The organism is Corynebacterium sp. HMSC067D03, assembly GCF_001811185.1.
Classification (GTDB): Bacteria; Actinomycetota; Actinomycetes; order Mycobacteriales; family Mycobacteriaceae; genus Corynebacterium; species Corynebacterium coyleae.
This window is the reverse complement of record NZ_KV803804.1, coordinates 169,772-191,211: the sequence shown is the minus strand read 5'-3', so window position 1 is coordinate 191,211 and position 21,440 is coordinate 169,772. Positions and strand designations below refer to the sequence as shown.

The following is a 21,440-nucleotide window of genomic DNA, read 5'->3' as shown; positions in this document are numbered from 1 at the left end:
ATAAGGACACTGTTATGAATTCCACCTCTTTTTCTTCCCTGAAGCGTCCCGCAATCCTGTTCCCGGGGCAGGGGTCTTCCTGGCAGCAGGCACTTGCGGATGCTGCCTCGACTCCTGTGGCACGCAGCCGCATGGAGCAATTGCTTAACGACGCCCAGTCTCTCACCGCCGCCGTCGCCCGCCCGTTGGCCTCTGTGGTGCCGGGGGTTGTGCAGCGTATCCGCGAGGCGATGGATGCAGATGCTGCGCACGAGGCAATCGACGCCCTGCCCGCAGTCAGCGCGCCGGCGATTTTGCTATCGCAGATTGTTGCTGCTGAAGACCTCGAGCAGCTCGGCCTGGACACCGCCGACGCACTGTTCGCCGGTCACTCGCAGGGCATCCTGGGCGCTGCCGCACTGGATCGCGCCAACGGCCCGCAGGCTGCGGAGAAGGCGCTTGCGTTCGCGTTCATCATGGGTGCCGCCGCGACCAACGTGTACGGTGCCGCCGACTCGCGCAGCCGGATGCTTTCGGTTCGGGGCTTAACGCCTGAGCAGGTCGGTGAGTTTGTCGTCGATACGCAAGCTGCTCCGATCAGCGTGATCAATGGGCACCGCCACGTGGTGCTGTCCGGCAGCCCGGAGGCGCTCGCGCAGGCACGCAAGGACATCGAAGCGGCTGCGAGCAGATACAACGCCAAGTTGGAAGTGGAGTACGGCGGCTCCGAAATCACGCCGGTGTTCGATTCGCTTGATGTTGCGTACCCCTTCCATGTGGAGACCAACGCCGCTGGTGTGGATCTGGCGCAGCAGTGGGCGGACGCGTGCGGGATCACGTTTGAAACCACCACCCCGCGTGAACTGGCGCAGTCAATCTTGGTGGACCGATTCGACTTCACCGAAGTCGTGCGCGACCTGATTGCCCAGGGTGCGAGCCACATTTTCACGTTTGATTCGGCGACGGCAACCATTGTGACCAACCTGGCCAACGGTTCCGGCGTCGCTGTGCTCGATGCGTCCACTGCCGCGAAACGCGACGACCTCGCACGCCCGGGTGCTGAGCTGCCGCAGGGCGTGGACTATTCGGACTACGCGCCGCGAGTGATTGCGCTGCCGGACGGCAAGACGTACACGCAGACGAAGTTCTCGTCGCTGACTGGCCTGTCCCCAATCATCCTGGGTGGCATGACGCCGACGTCCGCAGACGGCGAGATCGTCGCCGCTGCTGCCAACGCCGGCTACTGGGCAGAACTTGCCGGTGGCGGCATGTACTCCGAGGAGGAGTTTGGCAAGCACACCGCCAACCTCAAGGCGTTTTTGCAGCCCGGTCGCACCGCACAGTTCAACACCATGTTCTTCGACCGCTTCCTGTGGAACCTGCAGTTCGGCCAAACGCGCATGGTGCCAAAGGCCCGCGCGGCCGGTGCCCCGTTTAACGGCGTGTGCATCTCCGCAGGCATCCCGGAAGTTGAAGAAGCTACGGAACTGTTCGCGCAGCTGCACCAGGATGGCTTCCCCTACATTGCGCTCAAGCCTGGTACGACGCAGCAGATCCGCAACGCGCTTGCCATCGCGGCAGCGAACCCGGACGACCAGGTCATCTTGATGGTGGAAGACGGCCACGCTGGCGGCCACCACTCCTGGGTTGACCTGGAAGACATGCTGCTGGAGACCTACCCGGAGATTCGTGCGCACGACAACGCGGTGCTCACCGTCGGCGGTGGCGTGTACTCGCCGGAGCGTGCCGCGGAACTGATCACGGGCCGTTGGTCCGAGAAGTTCGGGCTGCCTGCGATGCCGGTGGATGGTGTGTTCGTCGGCACCGTGGCTATGGCCACGAAGGAGGCGAAGGCCACGGATTCGGTCAAGCAGCTGCTCGTGGATACGCCGGGCCTGCCCCCGGAGAACAACGGCGGTTGGGTCGGCCGCGGTCGCGGCGTGGCCGGTGTGGCGTCGTCGCAATCGCACCTGCTGGCAGACTTGCACGACCTGGACAACTCCTTTGCCAAGGCGGCGCGGTTTATCGCCTCGTTGGATATTGAGGAGTACGCGGCGCACCGCGAAGAGATCATCGAGGCACTGTCGAAGACGGCGAAGCCCTACTTCGGCGACGTGGAGACGATGACGTACGCCGAGTGGGTCGAGCGCTTCGTCGAGCTCGCCGATCCGTTCATCGACCAGACCTGGAACGCGCGCTTTGTCGCGTTGCTGCAGCGCATCGAGGCACGCCTGAACGAAGCCGACCACGGTGAGATCCCGACCCTCTTCCCCGACGATGTCGAGATCTCCCCGCGTGATGGTCTTCAGACCTTGCTGCAGCACTACCCGCAGGCACGCAAGGTTGTGGTTTCCCCGCGCGATGCGGCGTGGTGGATCGGCCTGCACTACGCCTACCCGAAGCCGATGCCGTGGGTGCCGGCACTGAATGCGGATCTGAAGTCCTGGTTTGGCAAGGACACCTTGTGGCAGGCGCAGGATGAGCGCTACACCGCTGACCAGGTGCGCATCATCCCTGGCCCGGTTGCGGTTGCTGGCATTACGCGCAAGAACGAGCCGGTTGCGCAGTTGCTGGCACGCTTCGAGGATGCCGCGACGCAGATGCTTATCGACGACGGCGTCACCGCCGAATCCCGCTTCGCCCGACGCAGCGACGCCGCCGACGAGGCCGCGTACCTGCGCTCCTGCCCAACCTTGGTGTGGCACGGCCACCTGATGGCCAACCCGGCATACGCGCTGGACGAGGACGCCTTCGACGTGGAGGCAACCACCAACGCGGCTGGTGAGTGTGAGTGGACGATCCGGATCCACGCTGATTCCGCATGGGATCACCTGCCGGAAGATAAGCGCCCGTTCTACGTGCGTGAGGTGAACATCCCGGTCGAGATCCCTGCCGGCGCAGGCACGGGTGCCTCCCCGGTTGTGGACGGCGATCGTCTTTCCGACAGCGTCTTCGAGCTGCTGTCTGGCCTGGCGGGTGTCGGTTCGGTCAGCGAGGCCGGCGACACGATCACGGAGATTCCGCAGATCGAGGAACCGACCGAGGACGCACCGTTTGGTGTGGCGCGCTCGTCGTTTACGCTGCCTACTTCCCTGCTGGCGTCGCACTCCGCAGTTACGGGTGGCGCTGTGGCCGACAACGCTGTGGTTGGTACGCCGGACGTGCTGGTTGGCCCCTGCTGGCCGGCGATCTACGCCGCGCTGGGCTCCGGCAGGCTGGCTGATGGCACGCCGGTCATCGAGGGTCTGCTCAACGCGGTCCACCTGGATCACGTCATTGACCTGCGTGTCCCGCTGTCCGAGCTTGCCGATGGCAGGCGCATCGACGTGACCTCCAAGTGCACTTCTATTGCCGAGTCCACCTCTGGCCGCATTGTCACCGTCGAGTTGGAGCTGCGCTCTGGCGACGAGGTTGTGGCAACCCAGATGCAGCGCTTTGCCATCCGTGGTCGCGCCACCGGCACCGCGACGCCAGTCCCGGCGCCGGCGTACGGCGGCGGCGCGGCAAGCGATCAGGTGGAGCCGACCCCACGTTCGTTCGTGGACCGCACCGTGGTTCGCGCACCGTCGGACATGACCCCGTTCGCGCTGGTCTCCGGCGACTACAACCCGATCCACACCTCCGCCAACGCTGCCGCCCTGGTCAACCTGGATGCACCGCTGGTGCACGGCATGTGGCTGTCTGCCACCGCGCAGCACCTCGCTGCCGGCCACGGCCAGGTCATCGGCTGGACCTACTCCATGTACGGCATGGTGCAGCTTGATGACGAGGTAGAGATCACCGTCGAGCGTGTCGGCCGCGTCGGCATCCAGCAGGCCCTTGAGGTGACCTGCCGCATCGCGGGTGACGTTGTCTCCCGTGGTCAGGCGCTTCTGGCCCAGCCACGCACCGCCTACGTCTACCCCGGCCAGGGCATTCAGACCCAGGGCATGGGCAACGGCGACCGTGCGGCTTCCGCTGCGGCGCGCGAGGTGTGGCGCCGCGCAGACCGCCACACGCGCGAGACCCACGGGTTCTCCATCCAGCGCATTGTGGAAGACAACCCGTCGCGCTTGGTGATCCGCGGTGTGGAGTTCAAGCACCCGGACGGCGTGCTACACCTGACCCAGTTCACCCAGGTGGCCATGGCGGTTGTCGCCTACGCCCAGACCCAGCGCCTGAACGAGGCCAACGCGTTGGCCTCCGGCGCGTACTTTGCGGGCCACTCGCTTGGTGAATACACCGCGCTTGCCGCGCTGGGCAACATCTTTGATCTGGAAGCGGTCATCGACATCGTGTACTCGCGCGGCTCCGCCATGGGCTCCCTGGTGCCGCGCGATGCGGAGGGTAACTCCGACTACGGCATGGGTGCGCTGCGCCCGAACATGATCGGTGTCGGCCCGGAAGAGGTCGAGGCCTACGTCGCTGGTGTTGCGCAGGATTCCGGCGAATTCTTGGAGATTGTCAACTACAACATCAAGGGCCAGCAGTACTCCGTCGCGGGCACGAAGCGCGGCCTTGCTGCTCTGGAGCGCAAGGCCAACTCGGTCACGCCGCGCGCCTACGTCACGGTTCCGGGCGTGGACGTTCCGTTCCACTCGCGCGTGCTGCGCGAGGGTGTGGCGGACTTCGCCGAGAAGCTCGACGAGCACATGCCGGCGATCATCGACGTGGACACGCTGGTGGATCGCTACATCCCGAACCTGGTGGCTAAGCCGTTCGCGCTGACGCAGCAGTTCATCGACGCCGTCACCGACGAGGTCCCCTCCGAGCGCCTCAAGGGCATGACGCCGGAGAACACCGAACGCAACACGCTCGCACGCACGTTGCTTATCGAGTTGCTGGCGTGGCAGTTCGCCTCGCCTGTGCGCTGGATTGAAACGCAGGACTACCTGCTTGGTCGCGTCGACCAGGTCATCGAGGTCGGCCTTGCGTCCTCGCCGACGCTGACCAACCTGGCTAAGCGCGAGATGGATGTCATTGGCATCCACGTGCCGGTCTTCAACGTTGAGGCAAGCCAGGACATTGTCATGCTCAACGACGTGGTGTCCGCGCCGGAGCCTGTGCTTGTCGACGACACCCCGGCAGAAACAGACGCCGAACCGGCCCCAGAATCCGCCCCGCAACCGGCCGCCGAGGCTGCACCCGCGGCCCCCGTCGCACCGGCAGAGCCAGTACCGGCTGCACCGGCTGCACCTGCTGCATCCGGCGCACCCGCGTCCGACCTTCCCTTCACCGCGGCCGATGCGATCACCGTCCTGTTCGCGCTGCAGAACAAGATCCGCCCCGAGCAGATCAACGATTCGGACACTATTGAGGAGCTCACCGGTGGGGTGTCGTCGCGACGCAACCAGCTGCTCATGGACATGTCCGCCGAACTCGGCGTGCCCGCCATCGACGGCGCTGCTGAAGCCGACGTGGCCACGCTAAACACCCGCGTGAACACCGCCGCGCCTGGCTACACCCCGTTCGGCGCTGTCTTGAGCGAGGCCGTGGGCACCCGCCTGCGCCAACTCTTCGGTGGCGCAGGCCTGAAGCCGGCGTTTGTCGGCGAGCACCTCGCAGCCGCGTGGGGCCTGCCCGCATCCTGGACCGCACACGTCGAAGCCGAGATCCTGCTGGGCAGCCGCACCGAGGAATCGGTGCGCGGCGGCTCGCTGAACAGCCTGCCGTCTGCCACAACCAAGGCGGAGATCACCGCACTGATCGACCAGGCGGTACAAAACGTCGCCGCACGCTACGGCGTTGCAGTCTCCCAGGCCACCAGCGGCGGCGCATCCGGCGGCGGCGTGGTGGATTCGGCTGCGCTCGACGCCTACAAGGACGAAGTCACCGACACCCTGGTGGCTACCGCCCGCACGCTGCTGAACAAGCTCGGCATCGAAAACGAGGTCGCCGAGATCCCCGCACCGGACACCACGATCGTGGAAACGATCGAGGCAGAACTCGGCTCCGGCTGGGTCAAGCAGGTCACCACGGTCTTCGACGAGCGCAAGGCAGTGCTTTTCGACGACCGCTGGGCCCAAGCCCGCGAAGACCTCGCCCGCGTCGCCCTCGGCGAGCTCGACCTCGCACCACAGCGCTTCGCTGGCACCGGTTCCACCGTGGCCAAGCAGGCCGAGTGGTACGCCAAGCGCGTGGAGGGTGATCGTCGCAACGTACTCGGCGAGATCGCCGCTGCCGCCAACGCCGCAGCGAACGAGCCGTACGCAAACGACGTCGCCCTGGTCACCGGTGCCGCGCCGGGTTCCATTGCCACCGCAGTGGTGGAGGGCCTGCTCGCAGGCGGTGCGACGGTCATCATGACCGCATCCAACGTCAGCCAGGCGCGCAAGGAATTCGCCCGCACGCTTTTCGCTGAGCACGCCTCCGTGGGTGCGCGCCTGTGGCTGGTGCCGACGAACCTGTCGTCCTACCGCGACATCGATGCGCTCATCGAGTGGATCGGCTCCGAGCAGAAGGAAACCGTTGGCAAGGACGTCAAGATCATCAAACCGGCACTCACGCCGACGCTTGCTTTCCCGTTCGCAGCACCGCCGGTGTCCGGCTCGCTTGCAGAGGTCGGCGGCAACGCCGAAACGCAGGCCCGCCTGCTGCTGTGGTCGGTGGAGCGCACCATCGCTGGCCTGTCCGACCTGGCGCAGCGCGGCGATCACTTCCCTGCCGAGCGCGCGCACATCGTCCTTCCGGGCTCGCCGAACCGTGGCACCTTCGGTGGCGACGGCGCCTACGGCGAAGTCAAGGCCGCCTTCGACGCGATCGTAAACAAGTGGTCGGCGGAAACCGGCTGGCCAGAAGGCGTGACCCTGGCGCAGGCCCGCATCGGTTGGGTTGCCGGCACGCACCTGATGGGCGGCAACGACGGGCTCGTTCCGGCAGCACAGGCTGCGGGTATCCACGTGTGGAGCCCGGAGGAGATCTCCACGCAGCTACTTGGCCTGGTCACCGAGGAATCCCGCGAGCAGGCGAAGCAGTCCCCGCTGGATCTCGACCTCACAGGTGGGCTCGAGGACGCAGGCGTGTCCATCGCCGATCTGGCGCGTAATGCACGTGTTGATGTGGCGGGCACGGAGTCGTCGACAAGCAATGGCGCCACGGTGCGCGCACTGCCGAACGTCACCACCCCGCGCCAGCCTGCACCTGCAGCTGTGGGCGATGTGACCTGCGCACTTGATGACATGGTGGTTGTCGTCGGCATCGGCGAGGTATCCAGCTGGGGCTCCGGCCGCACCCGCCGCGAAGCCGAATACGGCATCACGCGCACGGGCGAGGTCGACCTCACCGCAGCCGGTGTCCTCGAACTGGCGTGGATGATGGGCCTGATCACCTGGTCCGAGGATCCGAACCCGGCCTGGTACGACGAAGACGGCGCAGAGGTCGCCGAGGAGGACATCTACGAGCGCTTCCGCGACGATGTCATCGCACGCAGCGGTATCCGCACCCTGACGGACAAGTACTTCCTCACCGACCAAGGCTCCATCGACTTAGAGCAGGTCTACCTCGACCGCGACATCACGTTCACCGTGGCCACGGAAGAGGAAGCTCTCGCATACGTGGAGGCCGACGGTGAGAAGACCACCATCCGCCAGATCGACGGCGAATGGAGCGTGACCCGCCACGCCGGTGCCCTGGCACACGTGCCGAAGAAGGCCACCCTGACGCGCACCGTCGCTGGCCAGATGCCGGACGGCTTCGACCCGACCAAGTGGGGAATCCCCGCACAGATGGCCGACGGCATGGACCGCATGGCCGCCTGGAACCTGGTCACCGCCGTCGACGCGTTCATCAACGCCGGCTTCACCCCGGCGGAGCTCATGCAGAAGGTCCACCCGTCCTTCATCGCCACCACCCAAGGCACCGGTATTGGCGGCATGGAATCGCTGCACAAGGTGTTCGTCTCCCGCTTCATCGGCGAGGAACGCCAGACCGACATCCTGCAGGAAGCACTGCCCAACGTGGTGGCTGCCCACACCATGCAGGCACTTGTCGGCGGCTACGGCTCCATGATCCACCCGGTCGGCGCCTGCGCCACCGCCGCCGTCAGCATCGAAGAAGCGGTGGACAAGATCGCGCTGGGCAAGGCTGACTTCGTAGTCGCCGGCGGTATCGACGACGTCCAGGTCGAATCCCTCCAGGGCTTCGGCGACATGAACGCCACCGCCGAAACCGCCAAGATGACGGCACAAGGGATCGACGGCCGCTTTATCTCGCGCGCCAACGACCGCCGACGCGGTGGCTTCCTCGAAGCCGAAGGCGGCGGCACGGTCCTGCTCGCCCGCGGCACCCTCGCTGCCGAACTCGGCCTGCCGGTGCTGGCAGTGGTCGCGTACGCCTCCAGCTTCGGCGACGGCGTGCACACCTCCATCCCGGCACCAGGCCTCGGCGTGCTCGCTGCAGCCTGCGGCGGAACCGACTCGCGCCTGGCCCGCTCCCTGTCCTCGCTGGGGCTGACCCCTGACGACGTCACCGTCCTGTCCAAGCACGACACCTCCACCAACGCCAACGACCCGAACGAGTCCGAACTGCACTCGGTGCTGTGGCCGGCCGTTGGCCGCGACCCGGACGCGCCGATGTACGTCATCTCGCAAAAGACCCTCACCGGCCACTCCAAGGCAGGTGCGGCACTGCTGCAGACCGGCGGACTCCTCGACGTGCTGGCCACCGGCGACCTCCCGCCGAACGCCTCCCTGGACTGCGTCGACCCGCTCATCGAGCCGAAGGCAACCAACCTGGTGTGGCTGCGCTCCCCGCTCGCCCTCGGCGCCGGCAACGTGAAGGCCGCGGCGCTGACCTCGCTCGGTTTCGGCCACGTCGGCGCGCTCGTCGTGCTGGGCCACCCGGGTGTGTTCGAAGCCGCACTGACACGCGACGGCCGCGACGCCGCCGCCTGGCGTGAGCGCGCAACCGAACGCCTCGCCCAGGGCGCAAGCCGACTCGAAGCCGGAATGATCGGCCGCGCCGACCTCTTCACCCAGGTGGAGAACCGCCGCTTCGCCGGTATCGACGACCACGCCGACGAGATCGCACTCCTGCTCAACCCCGATGCCCGTCTCAACGCCGACGGCACGTACCCGACCGCGACCCCGACCGTTTAAGGAGAGACACCATGACACCACTGTTTCGTACCGACGACACGTCGCTGTCCCACGACGAACTGGCAGCACTGACCACCGTCCTCGCCGAGGCCCATTCCTGGCAGGCCGTTGCCGGCACACCTGGCGTTGCTGGCGCGGCAGGCGGCACCGGCACTGCCTACGAAGACAACGTGTTCGGCGATGCGTTCGGCCAGCCGTTCGGCGCCCAGCAAACCATCGGCAACGTCACCTACTTCTAGAAAGGACCGCACACATGCATGACTTTCCGTTCCGCAAGGTCCTCGTCGCCAACCGCGGCGAGATCGCGGTCCGCATCATCCGCGCAGCCCGCGACGCCGGCCTTGCCTCCGTGGCTATCTACGCCGACCCCGACAAAGACGCGCCGTACACCGAAATGGCGGACGAGGCGATTGGGATCGGTGGCGAGACGTCGTCGCAAAGCTATCTGGATATCGACAAAGTGCTCAAGGCCTGCCGCGACAGCGGCGCAGACGCCGTCCACCCCGGCTACGGCTTCTTGGCAGAGAACGCCGAATTTGCCCGGCGCGTCATCGACGAGGGCCTGACCTGGATCGGCCCGCCGCCAAGGGCGATCGACGCGCTTGGCGACAAGGTCACCGCCCGGCGCATCGCTGAGGAGGTCGACGCACCGCTCGTGCCGGGCACGAAAGACCCGGTGGACAGCGCCGACGATGTGGTCGCTTTCGCCGACACCCACGGTCTGCCCGTGGCTATCAAGGCGGCGTACGGCGGTGGCGGCCGTGGCATGAAGGTCGCCCGCACCCGCGGCGAGATCCGCGAACTGTTCGAGTCCGCCACCCGCGAAGCCAAGGCAGCGTTCGGCCGCGGTGAGTGCTTCGTGGAGCGTTACCTCGACCGTGCCCGCCACGTGGAGGCGCAGGTACTGGCGGATACTCACGGCAACGTCATCGTCGCAGGTACCCGCGACTGCTCCGTGCAGCGCAGGTTCCAAAAGCTCATCGAGGAAGCCCCCGCCCCGTACCTCACCGATGAGCAGCGCGAACGCATCCACTCTTCCGCCAAAGCGATTGCAAAGCGGGCAGGTTACGTCGGTGTTGGCACCGTCGAATACCTCGTCGGCTCCGACGGGCTGATCTCCTTCCTCGAGGTCAACACCCGCCTCCAGGTTGAGCACCCCGTCACCGAAGAAACCACCGGCGTGGACCTCGTCATCGAGCAGTTCCGCATCGCCGCCGGCGAGCCACTGCGTTTCGACGCCGACCTGGAACCCACCGGCCACGCCATCGAATTCCGCATCACCGCAGAAGACGCCGGCACCAACTTCATGCCCATGCCCGGCACCGCCACCACCTACATCGAACCGGCAGGCCCCGGCGTTCGCGTCGACTCCGGCATCCGCGCCGGCTCCACCATCGGCGGCCAGTTCGACTCGATGCTGGCCAAACTCATCGTCCGCGGCGAAACACGCGACCAGGCCATCGCCCGCGCCAAGCGCGCCCTCGCCGAATTCCGGGTCGAAGGCATGCCGACCATCATCCCCTTCCACCAGCGCATGCTTAACGACGACGCCTTCACCGGCGACGCCACCCAATTCGCCGTTTACACCCGCTGGATCGAAGAGGAATGGGACCCGGACGTCGCACCCTACGAGTCCGACGGCGCTGGCGAAGACGGTGAGCAGGACGAAGCGCGCCGCCGCACCGTCTCCGTCGGTGTCAACGGCCGATCGATCGAGATCACGCTGCCGGAGCCGTTGCTTCTCGGCGCGGTGGCGCAGCGCCGCCGCGACCGCAAGCGCCGCTCCCGTAATGGCGGATCCGGCGGCAAGAGGTCCGGCAAGGGCGCTGCCAGCGCAGACACCCTGACCGCTCCGATGCAGGGCACCGTGGTCAAGTCCGAGGTCGCCGAGGGCGCCCGGGTGGAAGCCGGCGACATCGTGGTCATCCTCGAGGCCATGAAGATGGAAAATCCGGTCAAGGCCCACAAGAGCGGTGTGGTGAAAAACCTCGCCGTGGAGGCCGGCAGCCACGTGGATAAGGGCGCGGCACTGCTCGACATCACCGACGAGTAGCCGCTAGCCTGCGGTTTCCGCAACATACCCGAATCTCACCCGGCGCGTCAAAATTGGGGGTTGACGCGCCGGGCTTTCCGGTTCTATGGTTACCCACATGAGTGGTAAACCCATATACCTACAGATAGCAGATGAGTTACGTGACCTCATCGGGGCAGGCACCCTCGCTCCCGGCGACCGGGTGCCGTCTACCAACGAGCTCTCCGCCTACCACTCTGTCAATCCCACCACCTCCGCCAAAGCACTCACCGAACTGTTCAACGAGGGTCTGCTGGAGAAACGCCGCGGGCTCGGCATGTTCGTCCTGGAGAGTGCACGTGAGCAGGTGCTACGTACTCGTCGCGAAGCATTTGCCCGCGATTTTGTCCAACCGTTTGTCCATGAGGCCAACCAACTCGGCATCACCACCGAGGAGCTGACCGCAATGATTGAAAAGGAGCGTGCTCAATGAATCCCGGCTTCTACGCGCTGGTCGGCCCGAACGCCGCCGGCAAAACCCACTACCTCCACACGCTCATGAGCCCTCACGCCGCGTTCGTTCCGGCTGGTGCGGATGCCAAGTTTGCAGGCACGACCGTGGACGATCACTTACGCGCAGTCGCAGCGATCTACCCGCACGTGAGGCTCGAGTTCCCCAACGCCCGCATCAAAGATCTCTCCGTTGGGCAGCGCCGCCTACTCACCATTGAGGTGGCCCTAGCCATTGGCAAAGACCTGCTACTTCTCGACGAACCGTTTGATGGCATCGACACCACCACCCGCAAACAGGTCCGCCAGAGACTGATCGACTACATCGCGGAGAACCCGCAGCGCAGCGTGGTGATGGCATCGCATCGCCCCGAGGACTTCGTGGGTCTCGCCACCCATGTCATCCAGGTGTTTGATCGGGTGGTTTCGCGCCCAGTCCCACTCGACGACGCCCGCCTATGCTTTCCAACGGTCACCGGCCCCACCGCCGAGATCAAAGACCTTACCGCCCGCTTCCCCGTCGCTGAGACAGCGAGCCTCGGACCGATGACACGCGTCACTTTCGCCGAACCTATCGGCGAGGCCGATGTCCACTTGCCCATCGAGTACCCGGACGATGCCGAACTCATTGACCTCCTCGCGACGGAAAGGCCCGAACGATGAAACTCTTCCTCAGCCCCTTCAAACCAGCGATGTATTTGGGCATCTTTCTCGTCCTCTGCATTGCCGTACCCTTTGGACGATTGGAGTTTGGCGACGGCGGCCTGTGGACCATGGCGGGCGCTGCCACACTGTGGATACTCTTCGCAATCGGAGGATCGAACTGGCCAGCAATGAACCAGCTGGGCGCCAGCTTCAACCGATGGATGAATTCGGCAACGCTAACGGCTCTCGTGGCGGCGGTCATACTCACGCCACTTACCGCCGCGTCGGCGGTGTACCACCAAGCACATAGCCCGTACTACAAGTGGTATGACCCGTTCATTGTTACGAACGGACAACCGATGCCCTGGATCAACGGCAGCGGCGAACCGTATTTCGTTGAAGGCGCCGCGCAGGACCTGACATCCGTCGTGGCAACTGTGCTACTCCACTTCGTCATCTTCCTCACGATGGCGCTGACCGGTGTAGCAATCGGCCTTGCGCGAGGCACCCGCATGCAGTGGTTCATGCTCAGCAGCATGTTCGTGGGTGGTTTCACCGGGCTCCTAGTGGGGATCTACAAGGCGGATGTGAACCCCTCCGACCCCTACCTCTACGCCATCTTCGTAGCGGCAGCGGGGCCAGTAGTTTTGGCGGCCAGCGCAGTTGTGTTCGCTAGAACCCGCCGTTTCGTGCACTAACGCTCCAACCACTCGGAGCGCAGCAGCCCATGGCGGGAGCAAGCTGCCTCCCACGCCATCGGGCTGATTTTTACCACCATGCGCCGCTGGCATAGCGGGCAAATACGCGGCGCGTCGTAGGGCCTGGCCGGGTCGAGCGGCCAGGCGATCTCGCCGGACAGCACTGCGTCGGCGAGTTCCGTTGAATCCGGGATTTTCATCAGGGCCCGGCTAACTACAGCGACTTGATGGTGTCGTACAGAACACCGTGGCCGGAGTTCTGCTTCTCCCCCACCGGGGTGATGTTCAGGCTCAAGCCTGGCTTCGCCCCGCCTTCCAACACACGGTCAACGGCGTCGCGGTCCTTCTCCATCGGACGTCCAAACGTGGTCAGGTAATTACCGCCGATAATGGCATTCGCGCCGCCCATGAGTCCGGCTTCGGTGCCGTCGTCGCCAAGCGCGAGCTCCGTGCCACCCGCAAAACGGAGCTGGGTGGACGGCATGGCCAGGCGGAACGCGGCGACGGCACGCAGCGCCTCACCCTGGGGCACCAGCGGGCGGTCGGCGAACGGGGTGCCTGGGCGCGGGTCGAGGAAGTTCATCGGCACTTCATGCGGCTGGATTTCGGCCAACTGGGTGGCGAATTCGGCGCGCTGCTCGATGCTCTCACCCAAGCCGATGATGCCGCCGCAGCAGGTTTCCATGCCCTCTGCCAGCACGTTCTCCAGCGTGTCCTTGCGCTCCTGCCAGGTGTGGGTGGTGACCACGTTAGGGAAGAATGACTCGGCGGTTTCAAAGTTGTGGTTGTAGCGCGACACGCCCATCTTGGCCAGTTGGCGAGCCTGGTCGCGGGTGAGGATGCCCAGCGATGCGGAGATGGAAATGTCCACCTCTTCCTGGATGGCGGTGACGGCCTCGGCGACCTGGTCCAGCAGTTGCTGGGTCGGGCCCTTCACGGCGGCGACGATGCAGAACTCGGAAGCGCCCATCTTCTCGGACTGCTTGGCGGCCTCGACGAGCTCGGCGATGTCCAAGGTCACGGCGCGCACAGGTGATTCGAACAGGCCGGACTGGGAACAGAAGTGGCAGTCCTCGGGGCAGCCACCGGTCTTCAGGGAGATGATGCCTTCCAACGAGACATCGACACCGCAATGCTTGATGCGCACCTGGTGGGCGAGGTCGAGCAGTTCAGGCAGGCGCTCGTCCTCAATGTTGAGGATCTGGACGAGCTCCTCCTTGTTCAGGCCTTCGCCGTTTTCCAGGGCTTTTTCGCGGGCGATGTCAAGAATATCGGTCATCTGTGGGCTCCGTTCGCGTCGTTCACGTGATGGTTGCGCAACAGTTTAGCGTGCAATTGAACGGCGTTCAGGAAAACCCAGATTAGCGATACTTAACCACAAGCGGCGAGTGGTCCGACCAGCGCTCTTCCACCGTCGGCGCCTTCTCCACCCACGTGCGCTGCGCACGCTCCAGCATGTTCGCGGTGGCAGCCTGGACGTCGATGCGCCAACCCGCGTCGTTGTTAAACGCCTGGCCGCGGAACGTCCACCAGGTGTACGGCGCGTCCTCCGGGTGCAGCCTGCGCGCCACATCGAACCACTTCGGAGCACCATTTGCTTGACGACGACCCCCCGACCGGTACTCCACCGCCCCAGCCCATTCCACCGCAGCCTTGTCCTCTACATCCTGCGCCTCCGCGTCCGGGAAGCAACCGAACACCGCATCCATGAACGCGCGCTCATGTGGCAAGAAACCGGACTTCTTCCGGTTCGTCTTCCAATTCTTCAGGTCCTCGCGACGGTGGCAGATGTTCCAATCCCCGCCGATCACCATGTCCGGGTATTCGCCCGCCCACTGCTCCAGCAGCGGCTCGAACTGATCCAGAAAGCGATACTTCTCGTCCTGCTTGGCCGTCTCGGCTGCTCCTGAGGGGAGGTAGAGGGAGGCGACACGGGTGTCGTCGTCAAGCGATGCTGCAATAAAGCGACCCGCATCCTCGAACTCAGGAATCCCGATCTCCACATCGCGCAGCGGCGTGCGCGACAGGATGCCCACACCCGCGCGACCCTTCGCACCAGGCGTTTCAGCCGGCGCGACCTCCAAGTGCCACCCATTTTCCAGCGCCGGGGCAAGCGCAGCACGCGCCTGATCCACCGTGGCGCGCACCTCCTGCATCAGCACCACATCAGCCGGATTCTCGTTCAACCAGGCCAACATGCCCGGATTGTTCTCGTTGCGGACCTTCGTGGCGGCACGGATGCCGTTGACGTTGACGGATGCAATGGTAAGGCTCATGGGCCAAGACCTTACCTATCCCCTACCTCTCCCGGCCCTATCGCCAGACAGCGCCCCGTTGGGACGGTACTCTGGTGGGTTGAAGTCAGGAACCTTACAACAAAGGAGCATTATGGCGAAGATCATTTGGACTCGTACCGACGAAGCACCGCTGCTTGCGACGTACTCCCTCAAGCCAATCGTGGAGGCATTCGCTTCCCGTGCAGGCATCGAGGTCGACACCGCAGACATCTCGCTGGCAGGCCGCATCCTCGCACAGTTCCCAGATCGCCTCGGCGACAAGAAGGTCGACGACGCACTCGCACAGCTCGGTGAGCTGGCAAAGACCCCGGAAGCCAACATCATCAAGCTTCCGAACATTTCCGCTTCCCTCGTCCAGCTGAAGAAGGCCATCGCCGAACTGCAGGCCGCAGGCTTCGACATCCCGGACTACGAGGACGCGCAGGACAAGTACGACGCAGTCAAGGGCTCCGCTGTGAACCCGGTCCTGCGTGAGGGCAATTCCGACCGCCGCGCTCCGGAGGCCGTGAAGAACTACACCAAGAAGCACCCGCACTCCATGGGCGCTTGGTCGAAGGACTCCAAGACCAACGTTGCCACCATGGGCGCAGGCGACTTCCGCCACAACGAGAAGTCCGTCATCATGCCGGCCGAGGACACCCTGGCCATCAAGCTCGTCACCGCAGACGGCGAGCAGGTGCTCAAGGACGGCCTGAAGGTTGAAAAGGGCGAGGTCATCGACGGCACCTTCATGTCCGCGAAGGCTCTGGATGAGTTCCTGCTCGAGTCCGTGAAGAAGGCCAAGGAAGAGGGCGTGCTCTTCTCCGCGCACCTCAAGGCCACCATGATGAAGGTCTCCGACCCGATCATCTTCGGCCACGTCGTGCGCGCATTCTTCAAGGATGTCTACGACAAGTACGGCGCCGAGCTTCTCGACGCCGGCCTCAACGGCGAAAACGGCCTCGGCGCAATCTACGAGGGCCTTGCTGATCTGCCGAACGGCGAAGAGATCCGCGCAGCCTTCGACCAGGCCCTGCAGGACGGCCCGGCACTGGCACAGGTGAACTCCGCAAAGGGCATCACCAACCTCCACGTCCCGTCCGACGTGATCATCGACGCCTCCATGCCGGCCATGATCCGCACCTCCGGCCACATGTGGAACGCCGACGACCAGGAGCAAGACACCCTGGCCGTCATCCCGGATTCCTCCTACGCCGGCGTGTACCAGACGGTTATCGACGACTGCCGCGAAAACGGCGCATACGACCCGACCACCATGGGCACCGTCCCGAACGTCGGCCTCATGGCAAAGAAGGCTGAGGAGTACGGCTCCCACGACAAGACCTTCAAGATCCCGGCTGACGGCAAGGTCCAGGTTGTCAACGCCGCTGGCGACGTGCTGATCGAGCACGACGTCGAGGCTGGCGACATCTGGCGCGCATGCCAGACCAAGGACGCCCCGATCCAGGACTGGGTCAAGCTGGCCGTCAACCGCGCACGCCTGTCCGGCATGAAGACCATCTTCTGGCTGGACGAGGAGCGCACACACGACCGCAACCTCATCGAACTGGTGAAGAAGTACCTGGCCGACCACGACACCGACGGCCTGGACATCTCCATCGCCTCCCCGGTCGAGGCCACCAAGATCTCCGTCGAGCGCATCCGCCGCGGCGAGGACACCATCTCCGTGACCGGCAACGTGCTGCGTGACTACAACACGGACCTGTTCCCGATCCTCGAACTGGGTACCTCCGCGAAGATGCTCTCCGTCGTCCCGCTGATGGCTGGCGGCGGCCTGTTCGAGACCGGTGCCGGCGGCTCCGCCCCGAAGCACGTCCAGCAGGTTGAGGAAGAAAACCACCTGCGTTGGGACTCCCTCGGTGAGTACCTCGCACTGGCCGAATCCTTCCGCCACGAGAAGAACACCAACGGCAACGAGAAGGCCGGCGTCCTCGCCGCCGCTCTGGACAAGGCAACCGAAAAGCTGCTGGATGAAGGCAAGTCCCCGTCCCGCAAGGTCAACGAAATCGACGACCGCGGCTCCCACTTCTGGCTCTCCCTGTACTGGGCAGAGGCACTGGCAGCCCAGACCGACGACGCCGAACTGGCTGAGGTCTTCGGCCCGATTGCGAAGGACCTGCGCGACAACGCCGAAGCGATCGACTCTGAGCTGCTCGCTGCCCAGGGTGCCCCGGCCGACCTCGGCGGCTACTACTGGCCGGACGACGCCAAGACCTCCGCGGTCATGCGTCCGTCCGCAACCTTTAACAAGATCATCGACGCACTGGAGAAGTAAGCGCTCGGTTTGATCGGCCCCGGTCACTGTTTCCACACAGTGGCCGGGGCTTTTGCTGTTCGTCGCGTCGTCTGGCTTCCCCCGTGGCGTCTTCTGCTCGCCCTCCCCTTCCCCCTCTCCCTAGATGGTAACCACCAGATGGTAATCAACCGAGTGCCTGGACCGACGGTGCTCTTCCAACTCGGCTCATCACCATCCTCTGGTTACCATCCTCGGCGAAGGGCGGGAACAGCGCCGGCGAAGAGCGGGTGCGACTGCTCACCCCAAGGCTGCTCGGCGCCCGGCGATGGTGGCGAGAACCTCTCGGACGAACTTCTCAGGATGCCGGCGTAGGAAATCCGGCGAGTAGCGGAGGAATACGTATCCTTGGTTGGCGATCATCTTCTGTCGCTCGAACTCTTCCTGCCGCGCGCGTTCGGCGTTGGGTCCCTGGTATTTCACGTTGCCGTCGATCTCAATGAGTAACCAGCCATCGATGCAAAGGTCGGCGTAGCGTCCAGCCACTTCGTACTGTGTAAACAAGGGGCCGATCCCCGCACGGATCAGCAAGGCGCGCGCGAAAGATTCGTAGGGCGAACCGGAATCCGCGACGCTGTGCCGAATGCACTCCCGGACCACTGCAACACCTTTCAGTCTGCCAAGCTGGGATGCCTCCCGTTCAAGGAGTTCAAGCGTAAACCCACTGCGCCGGAGGTAGTCGGCAGCGACGAGCCCTTCGACGAAGCCGTAGTGGCGGGCGATATCAGCGAACGTTCGAAAACCATTGGTAACCCGGTGGCCGTCGCGCAACGAGATTTCGCTCTTGCGCAGCACCATGCGTCGAAACAGGATCCCTTCCCGGTTTCGTCGAGTAGGGGAGCTCCCCCTGGAAAGCAGACACAGTTCGACAGGCTCCTCCGTCGTACTGATCACCCAGATGCCATGCATGCGCGCGGCCGATCTCCCGACCAACACCGCTTCCCGGCTCATCATCGCAGCAGCTTCGACGCGTAGCCATTGGCGTTCGTGGAACTTCAGCTCTCTCCAACTCTTCTCCGGATACACAATGCTTGTGTCGAGTACCCGATGCGGCCCTCGGAGTTTGTCGAGTTGCTTGTGGGAGAGAACCCGCTTGTCCACAATCCCCCGCCGCAGCTCTTCCTTCCGTTCATCCCACCGTTGCAAGTGTGCCTTGTTTTCTCTGTCAATCCCCATACCAGTTCTGACGGTGAAAACCCGGCACCGGTTCCCTCCCGCGGCCGAAAACCTACCCGGCGTTGCGCAGTGCGGTGGCCAGCCCGTTCATGGTGACCTGGATCGTCTTGGAGACGAGGAAGGCCTCGTCGCCGGCGCTCGGCGAGCACACGGCCGAGTGCCCGGCCTAAGAGTCGGATGTCTTCACGGACGTGATCGCGGGCTGGGTATTTGCACTATTTTTATTCAGCCTTTCAACTCGGAAAATAGACCGCTTGGTACACAACGGCAGACTAAGCGGGCTACATTGCAGCCCATGGGAAACTACGACAACTCCAACGCACAAGAATGGTCCTTTGGTACGCGCTCGATCCATGCTGGCCAGCAGGTCGACCAGGACTACGGCGCGCGTAACCAGCCGATTTACATGACCACCAGCTACGTGTTCGACGATGCCCAGCACGCGGCGAACCGCTTTAACCTCTCGGATGCAGGCCCGATTTACACCCGCCTGACCAACCCGACGCAGCAGGCACTAGAGGATCGCCTGGCGTCGCTGGAGGGTGGCGTGGCGGCCACGGCGTTCGCCTCCGGCATGGCTGCGGAGACCGCTGCGATTCTTACTCTGGCGCAGGCTGGCGACCACGTTGTTACTTCCCCGCGCCTCTACGGCGGCACTGAGACGCTGTTCCAGCACACGTTGCCGAAGTTGGGCATTGAGTTCACCTTCGTGGAGAACCCGGACGACCCGGCAAGCTGGCAGGCTGCCGTCCAGCCGAACACGCGGGCGTTTTACGGCGAGACGTTCGGCAACCCGATCGCGGACGTGCTGGACATCCCGGCGATTGCAGAGGTTGCGCATAACAACCAGGTGCCGTTGATCGTCGATAACACGATGGCCACTGCTGCCCTGGTCAAGCCGCTGGAGTTGGGCGCGGACATCGTGGTCGTGTCCACGACGAAGTTCTACACCGGTAACGGCGCTGCGATTGGTGGCGCGATTATCGACGGCGGCAAGTTCGACTGGACCGTCCAGCGCGACGGCAAGGACGTCTTCCCACTGTTTACCACCCCGGATCCGGCGTACCACGGTCTGAAGTACGCGGACCTGGGCGCCCCGGCGTTTGCGCTGCGTGCCCGCGCCGGTTTGCTGCGTGACACGGGTGCGGCGATTTCGCCGTTCAACGCGTGGGTTGCGCTGCAGGGTATTGATACGTTGGCGCTTCGCGTGGAAAAGCACAATGCGAACGCGCTGAAGGTGGCGGAGTTCCTGGCGGGCCACGACAAGGTGGCCAAGGTCAACTACGCAGGCCTGGACGACTCGCCGTACAAGGCGACGAAGGACAAGTTGGGCCTGAAGTACACCGGCTCGGTGCTCTCCTTCGACATCGCGGGCGATCAGGATGACAAGACGAACGCGTGGAAGTTCATCGACGCGCTGAAGCTGCACTCCAACCTGGCCAACATCGGCGACGTGCGCTCGCTGGTGGTGCACCCGGCGTCGACAACGCACTCCCAGTCGGACGCTGCGGGTCTTGCCCGCGCTGGTATTACGCAGGCCACGGTGCGTTTGTCTGTCGGCATCGAGGATGTCGAGGACATTATCGCGGACCTCGAGCGCGGTTTCGCGGCGGTCTAAATGCTGGCTCCCGAAGGGCAGCTTGCCACGGTCGCCATCGGCGATGTTGTCACTGAGGCCAGCGAGGTGATCGCGGATACGCGCATTGCTTATCGACGATGGGGCGCACTGCAAGGCGACCCCAACGGCGTCAACAACGTGATCCTCGTCGAACACGCATTGACCGGCGACAGTGACGCCTCCGACTGGTGGTCCGAAGCCATCGGCCCAGGCAAGGCGCTAGACACCGACGAGTGGTGCGTGATCTGCACGAACGCACTCGGGTCGTGTTACGGCTCCACCGGCCCCGCGAGCGAGCATCCGGACGGCGGCGTGTGGGGATCGCGCTTCCCCGCCATCACGATCCGCGACATGGTGCACGCCGAGCACGCGTTCCTTGAGCAGTTAGGCATCGGCCGGCTCCATGCAGTCATCGGCGGCTCCATGGGTGGTGCGCGCACCCTGGAGTGGACGCTGCTTTACCCCGAGCAGGCCGACTACGCGCTGGTGCTGGCTGTGTCTGCCCGGGCGAGCGCCTGGCAGATTGGTATCCAAACCGCGCAGATCACCTCGATCACCCAGGACCCAGCCTGGCAGGGTGGCGACTACCACGGCACCGGCCAGTCGCCCGATGCCGGCCTTGCCGCCGCGCGCCGCATCGCCCACCTCACCTACCGCGGCGAGCTGGAAATCGACGAGCGCTTCGGCACCTCCGCCCAAACCGGCGAAAACCCACTCGGACCGTTCCGCCAAGACGGCCAACGTTTCGCCGTCCAGTCTTATTTGGAACACCAGGGCACAAAGCTCACCGAGCGTTTCGACGCCGCCTGCTACGTCACCCTCACCGAAGCCCTCAACCGCCACGACATCGGCCGGGGCCGCGGCGGGCTAAACAAGGCGTTGGCGTCCTCGACCGTGCCGACGATGATCGTCGGCGTCGACACCGACATCTTGTACCCCTACCACCAGCAGGAACACATCTCTCGAAACCTGGGCAACCTGCTGGCTATGTCGAAGTTGTCCTCCCCCGTCGGCCACGACGCCTTCCTTGTGGAGGCGCGTCAGATGGACCGGATTCTGCGCAACTTCATCAAACTCACCCACGAAATCCCGCCCGCCCGCGAGATCGCGTCACGCTACGGCGACTACGCGATCTAGGG

At 64.6% G+C, this 21,440-nt stretch carries 13 protein-coding genes; 9 read left to right on the top strand and 4 right to left on the bottom strand.

What is annotated here, in order from left to right:
* Window positions 1–14: 14 nt before the first annotated feature.
* The 6 genes from HMPREF2785_RS04090 to HMPREF2785_RS04065 all read left to right on the top strand — a co-directional run bounded on the left by HMPREF2785_RS04090 (window position 15) and on the right by HMPREF2785_RS04065 (window position 12,917).
* Complete coding sequence (locus HMPREF2785_RS04090) at window positions 15–9,053, top strand: type I polyketide synthase (RefSeq protein ID WP_070614303.1); 9,039 nt, start codon at window positions 15–17, stop codon at window positions 9,051–9,053.
* 11 nt (window positions 9,054–9,064) lie between these two features.
* Window positions 9,065–9,292, top strand: a complete 228-nt coding sequence (locus HMPREF2785_RS04085; RefSeq protein WP_070614302.1) for a hypothetical protein — start codon at window positions 9,065–9,067, stop codon at window positions 9,290–9,292.
* Between the two features lie 14 nt (window positions 9,293–9,306).
* Window positions 9,307–11,106 carry an acetyl/propionyl/methylcrotonyl-CoA carboxylase subunit alpha gene (locus HMPREF2785_RS04080; RefSeq protein ID WP_070614301.1) on the top strand — a complete coding sequence of 600 codons (1,800 nt, stop codon included), beginning with the start codon at window positions 9,307–9,309 and terminating at the stop codon, window positions 11,104–11,106.
* A 97-nt stretch (window positions 11,107–11,203) separates the two neighbouring features.
* Window positions 11,204–11,557: a GntR family transcriptional regulator gene (locus tag HMPREF2785_RS04075; RefSeq protein WP_070614319.1), complete on the top strand. Its 354-nt coding sequence runs from the start codon at window positions 11,204–11,206 to the stop codon at window positions 11,555–11,557.
* On the top strand, window positions 11,554–12,237 hold the full coding sequence (locus HMPREF2785_RS04070) for an ATP-binding cassette domain-containing protein (RefSeq protein WP_070614300.1): 684 nt from the start codon (window positions 11,554–11,556) through the stop codon (window positions 12,235–12,237). The genes HMPREF2785_RS04075 and HMPREF2785_RS04070 overlap by 4 nt, the downstream gene beginning before the upstream one ends.
* Entirely contained in the window at window positions 12,234–12,917 is a 684-nt protein-coding gene (locus HMPREF2785_RS04065; protein ID WP_070614299.1) for a hypothetical protein, read from the top strand. The genes HMPREF2785_RS04070 and HMPREF2785_RS04065 overlap by 4 nt, the downstream gene beginning before the upstream one ends.
* On the opposite strand, the gene HMPREF2785_RS04060 is transcribed toward HMPREF2785_RS04065, so the two are convergent.
* From HMPREF2785_RS04060 to HMPREF2785_RS04050, 3 genes are all read right to left on the bottom strand, one after another.
* Window positions 12,914–13,117, bottom strand: coding sequence for a biotin synthase auxiliary protein BsaP (locus HMPREF2785_RS04060; protein ID WP_070422813.1), 204 nt, complete (start codon window positions 13,115–13,117; stop codon window positions 12,914–12,916). The two genes, HMPREF2785_RS04065 and HMPREF2785_RS04060, sit on opposite strands and share 4 nt — an antisense overlap.
* 14 nt (window positions 13,118–13,131) lie before the next feature.
* Window positions 13,132–14,196, bottom strand: coding sequence for a biotin synthase BioB (gene bioB, locus HMPREF2785_RS04055; protein ID WP_070614298.1), 1,065 nt, complete (start codon window positions 14,194–14,196; stop codon window positions 13,132–13,134).
* An 82-nt stretch (window positions 14,197–14,278) separates the two neighbouring features.
* Window positions 14,279–15,193 (bottom strand): exodeoxyribonuclease III, encoded by a 915-nt coding sequence (locus HMPREF2785_RS04050; protein ID WP_070614297.1) that lies wholly within the window; start codon window positions 15,191–15,193, stop codon window positions 14,279–14,281.
* A gap of 112 nt (window positions 15,194–15,305) precedes the next feature.
* Here HMPREF2785_RS04050 and HMPREF2785_RS04045 point away from each other — a divergent pair, with 112 nt between their 5' ends.
* Complete coding sequence (locus tag HMPREF2785_RS04045) at window positions 15,306–17,489, top strand: NADP-dependent isocitrate dehydrogenase (protein WP_070614296.1); 2,184 nt, start codon at window positions 15,306–15,308, stop codon at window positions 17,487–17,489.
* Between the two features lie 258 nt (window positions 17,490–17,747).
* Here the strand turns inward: HMPREF2785_RS04045 and HMPREF2785_RS04040 are convergent, their stop codons facing one another.
* Window positions 17,748–18,683, bottom strand: a complete 936-nt coding sequence (locus HMPREF2785_RS04040) for a hypothetical protein (protein ID WP_083308841.1) — start codon at window positions 18,681–18,683, stop codon at window positions 17,748–17,750.
* A 295-nt stretch (window positions 18,684–18,978) separates the two neighbouring features.
* On the opposite strand from HMPREF2785_RS04040, the gene HMPREF2785_RS12080 reads away from it, so the two are divergent.
* Window positions 18,979–20,301, top strand: a complete 1,323-nt coding sequence (locus tag HMPREF2785_RS12080; protein WP_070570545.1) for an O-acetylhomoserine/O-acetylserine sulfhydrylase — start codon at window positions 18,979–18,981, stop codon at window positions 20,299–20,301.
* Window positions 20,302–21,438 carry a homoserine O-acetyltransferase MetX gene (locus HMPREF2785_RS12075; protein WP_070614295.1) on the top strand — a complete coding sequence of 379 codons (1,137 nt, stop codon included), beginning with the start codon at window positions 20,302–20,304 and terminating at the stop codon, window positions 21,436–21,438.
* The last annotated feature ends 2 nt before the right edge of the window (window positions 21,439–21,440 follow it).

Coding starts and splice junctions, on each gene's coding strand:
- HMPREF2785_RS04070 (WP_070614300.1), top strand. CDS start 11,554: ATGAATCCCGGCTTCTACGCGCTGGTCGGCCCGAACGCCGCCGGCAAA.
- HMPREF2785_RS04085 (WP_070614302.1), top strand. CDS start 9,065: ATGACACCACTGTTTCGTACCGACGACACGTCGCTGTCCCACGACGAA.
- bioB (WP_070614298.1), bottom strand. CDS start 14,196: ATGACCGATATTCTTGACATCGCCCGCGAAAAAGCCCTGGAAAACGGC.
- HMPREF2785_RS04065 (WP_070614299.1), top strand. CDS start 12,234: ATGAAACTCTTCCTCAGCCCCTTCAAACCAGCGATGTATTTGGGCATC.
- HMPREF2785_RS04075 (WP_070614319.1), top strand. CDS start 11,204: ATGAGTGGTAAACCCATATACCTACAGATAGCAGATGAGTTACGTGAC.
- HMPREF2785_RS04040 (WP_083308841.1), bottom strand. CDS start 18,683: ATGGGGATTGACAGAGAAAACAAGGCACACTTGCAACGGTGGGATGAA.
- HMPREF2785_RS04060 (WP_070422813.1), bottom strand. CDS start 13,117: ATGAAAATCCCGGATTCAACGGAACTCGCCGACGCAGTGCTGTCCGGC.
- HMPREF2785_RS04045 (WP_070614296.1), top strand. CDS start 15,306: ATGGCGAAGATCATTTGGACTCGTACCGACGAAGCACCGCTGCTTGCG.
- HMPREF2785_RS04050 (WP_070614297.1), bottom strand. CDS start 15,193: ATGAGCCTTACCATTGCATCCGTCAACGTCAACGGCATCCGTGCCGCC.
- HMPREF2785_RS12075 (WP_070614295.1), top strand. CDS start 20,302: ATGCTGGCTCCCGAAGGGCAGCTTGCCACGGTCGCCATCGGCGATGTT.
- HMPREF2785_RS04090 (WP_070614303.1), top strand. CDS start 15: ATGAATTCCACCTCTTTTTCTTCCCTGAAGCGTCCCGCAATCCTGTTC.
- HMPREF2785_RS12080 (WP_070570545.1), top strand. CDS start 18,979: ATGGGAAACTACGACAACTCCAACGCACAAGAATGGTCCTTTGGTACG.
- HMPREF2785_RS04080 (WP_070614301.1), top strand. CDS start 9,307: ATGCATGACTTTCCGTTCCGCAAGGTCCTCGTCGCCAACCGCGGCGAG.